At 71.2% G+C, this 1,985-nt stretch carries 1 protein-coding gene; it reads right to left on the minus strand.

Translation table 11 applies throughout. The annotated features are described in order from the left end of the window. Positions 1-92 precede the first annotated feature (92 nt). Complete coding sequence (locus tag ACIKT0_RS17525; RefSeq protein ID WP_407106628.1) at positions 93-1,919, minus strand: ATP-binding protein; 1,827 nt, start codon at positions 1,917-1,919, stop codon at positions 93-95. Between the last annotated feature and the right edge of the window lie 66 nt (positions 1,920-1,985).

Here is a 1,985-nt window from a genome sequence, read left to right on the forward strand (position 1 = left end):
CACGGAAGACACCGTGCGGTTCATTTCGGCGAAGAAGGAAGAGCCGGAGTGGATGCTCGAGTGGCGTCTGTGCCTCTGACGCCGCCGGCGCTTCAGCCGGCGCCGCCTTCCAGCACGGCCCGCACGCGGCCGGCGAGATTGTTGAACGTGAACGGCTTGCTGATCAGCTCGACGCCCGGATCGAGCCGGCCGTGATGCACGATGGCGTCGCGCGCATAGCCGGAGGCGAACAGCACCTTGAGCGACGGCCGCAGCGCGCGCGCCCGCTGGGCGAGCGCTGCGCCCGTCATCCCGCCGGGCAGCACGACGTCGGTGAACAGCAGGTCCACCCGGCCGTCCTGGCGCTCCAGCAGCCGGAGCGCGGAGGGCCCATCATGCGCCTCCAGCACGTGGTAGCCGAGGTCGCGCAGCACGCCGACCGAGTAGGCGCGGACATGGTCGTCGTCCTCGCAGACCAGGATCGTCTCGCCGCCGCTCCGCCTGAGCTCGACCGGCTCCGGCTGCGCCTCCGAGCTCTCGCGGGCGTCGTCCCGTTCGACCAGCCGCGGCAGGTAGATCCGCACCGTGGCGCCGCCGCCGAGCTCTGAAAGCGCCTTCACGTAGCCGCCGGACTGGCGGACGAAGCCGTACACCATCGAAAGCCCGAGCCCGGTGCCCTTGCCGACCTCCTTGGTGGTGAAGAACGGCTCGAAGGCCCGCGCCAGCACGTCGCTCGCCATGCCCACGCCGGTATCCGCGACGCTGATCGTGACGTATTCGCCCGCCGCTATGTCGCGCGTTCTCGCGTCGACCGCCTCGTTCGCCGTTTCGATGGTCAGCCTGCCGCCCTCCGGCATGGCGTCGCGCGCGTTGATGGCGAGGTTGAGCAGGGCGTTCTCGAGCTGGTTCGGGTCGACCTCGACCCGCCACAGGTTCGGCGCCGGGGCGATCGCGATCTCGACGATCTCGCCGAGCGTGCGGCTCAGGAGCTCGGACATGCCCGCGATCAGCCCGTTGACGTTTGTCGGCTTCGGCTGGAGCGGCTGGCGGCGCGAGAAGGCGAGGAGGCGCTGGGTGAGCTGGGCCGCGCGCCGGGCGCCCGTCATGGCGTTCTCCGCGGCCCGCCGGAGCCGCGGCGCGTCCTCCGGCAGGTTGCGCTGCAGGACCTCGAGATTGCCGCTGATGATCTGAAGCAGATTGTTGAAATCGTGCGCCACGCCGCCGGTGAGCTGGCCGACGGTCTCCATTTTCTGGGCCTGGCGCAGGGTCTCCTCGGCCTCGCGCAGCGCCTCGGCGGCCTCGATCTCGCGGGTGACGTCGCGCGCCACGCAATAAACCAGCCCGTCCTCCGCGACGGCCGTCCAGGAGAAGCGCGAATAGGCGCCGGTCCTGCCGCGGAAGCGGCTTTCGAAGCGCTCGACGGTCTCTTCGCCGGCGGCGACGCGGGCCAGCCAGTCCCGCATCGTGGCGCGATCGTCGGGATGCTCCATCCACTCGGAGGTCCGCCCGAGAAGATCCTGCGCGCTCCAGCCAAGCAGGTCGGTCCAGGCGGGGCTGACGCTCAGCCAGCGCCCCTCGCGGTCGGCCACCAGGAAGGGGTCTCGGGACAGCCGCCAGATCCGGTCGCGCTCGCGGGTCCGCTCCGCCACCTTGGCTTCGAGCGTCCGGTTGAGCGCCTGCTGCGCCTGGAACAGGCGGGCGTTGTCGATCGCGATCGCCGATTGCGCCGCGAGCCCGGTGATCAGGCGCTCGGTCCGGTCGTCGAACACGCCGGGCTCCGGATGTCCGAAGAAAAGCCCGCCGATGACGTCGCCGCCGCGCGAGGTCACCGGGACGGCCAGATAGCTCCGCACCGGAAGCGCAGCCGCGGAGGATCCGCCGGCCGCCAGGGGTCCCGCTCGCGGCCACGCTCTCGCTGCTGGACAAACTGGATCGAACAGGCTCGCTTCAGGGCGCGGCGAAGCGGCTGGGCGTCTCCTACCGTTCGGCCTGGGGCCAGCTCGCCC

The sequence above is a fragment of the Hansschlegelia beijingensis genome (genome assembly GCF_045505405.1).
GTDB classification, from domain to species: Bacteria; Pseudomonadota; Alphaproteobacteria; order Rhizobiales; family Methylopilaceae; genus Methylopila; species Methylopila beijingensis_A.